At 38.6% G+C, this 4941-nt stretch carries 2 protein-coding genes; one reads left to right on the top strand and one right to left on the bottom strand.

Features of this window, described 5'->3' with window-relative positions; all coding sequences use genetic code 11:
• Positions 1-3: 3 nt before the first annotated feature.
• Positions 4-1158 (bottom strand): hypothetical protein, encoded by a 1155-nt coding sequence (locus tag EO130_RS15355; protein ID WP_127142501.1) that lies wholly within the window; start codon positions 1156-1158, stop codon positions 4-6.
• A gap of 1055 nt (positions 1159-2213) precedes the next feature.
• On the opposite strand from EO130_RS15355, the gene EO130_RS15350 reads away from it, so the two are divergent.
• Positions 2214-4941: PKD-like domain-containing protein (locus tag EO130_RS15350; RefSeq protein WP_313781505.1), on the top strand; the 2728-nt coding region annotated here is incomplete at its 3' end.

Genomic DNA, 4941 nt, shown 5'->3' with positions numbered 1-4941 from the left:
GGGTTATTCCGTTATCAAAAAACGTTTTAAGTATGCATCGTCCAACAGGCTAAATTTTGAAAGCTCAGTGAGATTTCGGTAGTTGTTCAAGTGTCTGGTCTTTTCTTTTTGCGTTTCCGCCAAATGGTATCCTATGATGGCATAAAAAATAAGATAGTAGTCACAGTAGGACCCGTATTTGATCCTTTCCAGATTCAAATCCTTGAAAATGATTTGTGCCCTTTTGATTTCCCCGGAACAATAACTGACCATAATATCCATGAGGTTGAACAGAAAAATATCCAGATAACTGTGCAAATGGTGCTTGTCAAAAATGGGTTCGTAAAAGGTTTGCAGTATAAATGCCAAGCGTTCCAAGTCCCTGGCCAACATCAAGTGGTGTATGAATTCGTGTAGATATTGTCGAAGATCGGTCTTGTTATCCATTCGGTCCAGAAAACATTGCCAATGGAAGTTTTCATCGTTAGGGTTTCCTTCGATTTTAGCGTAAAGCAATCGATAACCGTAATACCTGCCGACCAGAACATCCGGCAGATGGTCCAGTTCCTTTTCCTCTCGGTGTACGGGAGGTGCCGTCCCTGTGTTCAGATATTGTTTCAGTCCATGGATCAGATCAAGGAAAAGCTGTTCCTCAAAATCGATATCTAATGATTGGGCGGTCTTTATTATTTTTCCATACCGGTGGTTGAGGTTGATGATATCGACATAGATATAAATGCAATAGTACCTAAACTCTTTACAGGAAACCAAGTTTTTGCGAATCCCTTCAAAAAAGGTCTCGGGGACTTGGTTAATGAACTGGAAGACCAAATAGGCCATTTTGGCCGTATATTCGGTCACGTCCACATTCGCTTTTAAGAAGGGGATATTAAGAGGCTCAAAAAGGTCCTTTGCATTGTCCCAGTTTTCGAGGTACACCGCATGTTCAAAAAGACTTGAAACATAATAGACCGAATTATATTGTTTGTATTGTTGGACCAAAAACGCAAAATCTCCCGGTTCCAACCGGGACTTATGTTTGAGGCGCTGCATCTCGGCATCGTTGAACCATTGGTGGTTTTTGTTTTTTGATCTGACATAATCGGAAAACGAGAGATATCCCAAAAAACGGGCAAGCTCGTCCAATGTATGGGCATTGGGCCTGCGGGCAGGAATCAAGCTCCCAAACCTGCGTAAAGCACTTAGAATGAGAGACTGATTACCATAATCGACAAGAGGCCTCGCTGTCCATATTTGAACGAATCGAGACCTGGTACAACACCAACAGAAGATATTCGGCTCTAGGGATCATCACCATTTAGGAATTTGAACATTTATGTAATCTTAAAAATGTAGCCTAACCTATTGTGGACTTTTTTGTTTCACGTCCAATTTTGCATTTAATTAGAATATTGGAAGTTGAGATCTCAGCAATATTATGGACATTAGGTTTGCTAGATTTCTTTTCAATTAGGACAATGGTAATTGGAACATTTTTCCTGTGACAGGTATCAATCAAAAATCGATGGTTTCAAATTCAACTAATACATCGGGGGATCTAAGTTTTGGCTAATGTGACTGATATAGGCTATATATTTTCAGATAACGTATCTCACAATCAATACTTTAGTTTAAGGGAAGTTAAAAATATAACTGTGTGTACTGTTTCAGAAATACTATCCATCCCAATAAACCTTGTCCAAGACTAATTTTAGCAACTATATTCTCAGAAAATTAAATTTTAATAACCAAATAAAATCGTTGAAATATATTATAAAATCGTAGAAAATACTTAATTACACTATATTTATCTTTTTTTCTATTAAAAACTATGTAAATTAGAAAAGATTGCCCTAAAATCTAAACTAAACTTAAAACGTTAATTTATCTATGCATTTACAGTTCTTAAAGTATTGAAAACTAGGGTATGTCGTTGAACCCTTTTCATCCTCCTATCTTTTCAAGATGTTTTTCAAGGTAAAGTGCCCCTTTTCCATAATATGAGTTAGATGTTGGAATAAATCCCCTGAGGTACCTTCGGTGTATCCCAACGGTTGGGAACTATCTGAGGCACCTAATGTCAGTAAGATATCTGGTTATTGTCCATCAAATAACTGAAAAAGGTAAAGGCGCTCTCCATTTTAACGCGGCAGAAGGTCAAGAAAATAATCTCCTCAAATCGATTAAATGGAAATTAAAATAACTAAAGCCAATTTGTAATAACACCCTATCCAATGAAAAAAACCATTCTTTTTAGTTTTTTCGTACTCTTTTTTCTCGTATCAGGTTTTGCCCAACAACAATCGGATGGTTGCCAAGCACCAACCTATATTTCTTTAGTGCGATTTAATACAGGGACATACGTTCAGGGTGGGCATGTAGCCATATTCATTGAGCCCGAGGGCATTTTTGAGTTGGATAATCAATTTATATTGGAACTATCGGATGAAACAGGAAGTTTTGTATCGGCGACGACCTTGGCAACCGAACAAGAGTTTTTTCTGCCAGCCATGAACGGTGTGCTTCCTTCCGATGCCGTCCCTGGGGCAAGTTATAAATTGCGGGTTCGGACTACTAACCCAGTGACAACTGTTGAGACGGATACTTTTGAGATTGTCGCAGATGGTAGTCCTGATGTATTGCCAGCCCAATTAGGTTTTTTAGGTAATACTTTTACCGATTTGGATACTTTTATTAAATGTATCGATTTGGCTTCTGGTAATTATTTTTTCGGTTACAAAGACAAAGGGCAGACCGATTTGACCCCAAGTGAAAATGGAGGAATCAGATTAATGCTTGTTGACGGAAACTCCAATGACACTACCATTCGAATATTTCACTCTGGCTCATGGCAAGAAATAAGTGTAAATTTCTTTGGACAATTTGAAATACCTTCCGGATTACCTGTTGGTTATTATCTTATGGAGTTTGATCGATCTATTAATACTGGGACATCAAGCGAATATCATAATATATCTGGGTTCATATTTCATTTTAATACAAATATCACAGGGATTGCCAATACAAGTTCGGAAACGGTCTGCGTTGATGATAGTGTTGGCTTTGAAGTGCCGGTTAGTAGTTTGCAGGGTAATTACCCAGGATCACTCTATTCCATCCATTATGGTGATATGAATTTGGATTCATCATCTCAGGAATATTACACTCATGATCGACTTCTGAATTGTAATACACTAAGTCATACATATGACACCACTACCTGTATAAGTGAATTCCAAGATGAAAATCCAGATAATGGAAATTTTTACTTTAAACTCAATTTTAACCTTTACAATAAAGGATTATTTAATAATGTAGAAAATTCCTATGATTGTGAAGAATATGTCCAAAACGGAGGTGGAACATCAAAATGGATTAATGTAAGTTTAAAACCATCAGCCTCATTTGTAACGGAAGAAATTATTTGTGAGGGGAGTCCTATAGAAGTTACGGATACTTCAATAGAAGGTTCGTATGGTTTTGGTTCAGAATGCTCAACAGAGTACGTCACTTACTGGGAAGTTTTAGGTCCTGGTGATTCTTCTTGGAGCAGTATTGATCCAAATAATTCTTTTTTTGCTGGTTGGGTCGATTTTCAAGCAGGTACTTTGACCATTCCAGGGAATTTTACGCAGGGAAAACCAGGTTGCTGGAAAGTTCGTCTTATCATCAATAACCCAGTAGGTTGTGTTCAATCAGATACCTATGAGGAAACAATTATTGTTGAACCCGAACCATCGGCTTCATTTGCATTTACCCCATCAGAATTTATTTGTGCTCCAGAAACTATTTCATTTCAAAATACCTCAAACACAGAGAGCGTAACACCCATTTCTTGCGGAAATCCTACATATACCTGGATGGTTACTCCGGATTTGAGCACTCCGGCTACTGCTGATGGTTTTTCTATTTTGGACCAAGATCCCGACGACGGTATAGCGGCTCAAAACCAGACTGATATTAATATTTCATTTGACCAACCGGGAGCATACACTGTATCTCTCAAGCTTGAAAATGTTTGTGGAACAAATGTCTATGAGGATAGAATCATCATACTTGGAGACCCTTCTGTTTCTTTTAATACGGATAATAAAGAAGTTTGTCAGGAATCTCCTGCTAATCATACTTTGGATTTTGGGGACTTGGAAATAGTACCTACCTATACCGAGTCTCCGTATACCCCTACCTCTTATCTTTGGGAAGTTTTTGAAAATGATGGCACCACCCCGGCGACAAATTACACTTTTGTAAACGCTACGGATTCGGGTTCTGATTTTCCTCAAATCAATTTTACATCTTTTGGGGAATACATTGTTAGAGTTACCGTTTCCGGTTACTGTGATGTCAATAGTTCAGATGATTTTTCCTTCATTTTTAAGCAGGTTCCTGTAATAACTAATGATACCCTTTCACAAACCATATGTTCAGAAGATTCTACGAGTCCTATATCCTTAGTGTCGGATATTCCGGGAACGACTTATCAATGGCAAGCAAGTACTTCAGATGCAATCACGGGTTTTCCAGCTGATTTACAAAATACAGCCACTATTCCTTCCATGCAATTATTTAATGGATGTAATACAACTGGTAAAGTTACGGTTCAAGTAACCCCGACGTTTAATGGATGCGTGGGCGATCCTGTCGATTTTGAATTTATAGTAGCTCCTAAACCGACAATTTCGGATTTGACCACTGCGATTTGTTCCGGTGAAAGTTTTCTGTTAGAGCCCGAAAATGATTGTGCTAATAATCAAATTGTTCCTAATGGTACTACTTACGATTGGACTATCTTAAGCCAGGGTACTGGTTTGAATGGTATCTCTGGCAGCGGTGTCCAAATAAGTGGTACACTGACCAATATAACTAGTCAGGTTCAGTCGGTCATCTATGAGGTCTTCCCTACGGCAGCCGGCTGTTCGGGGGATCCCTTCACGGTGACGGTGACGGTCTATCCCGAGCCCG

The sequence above is a fragment of the Flagellimonas marinaquae genome (assembly GCF_003992675.1).
In the GTDB taxonomy this organism is placed as follows: Bacteria; Bacteroidota; Bacteroidia; order Flavobacteriales; family Flavobacteriaceae; genus Flagellimonas; species Flagellimonas marinaquae.
This window is presented reverse-complemented; position numbering and strand designations above follow the sequence as displayed.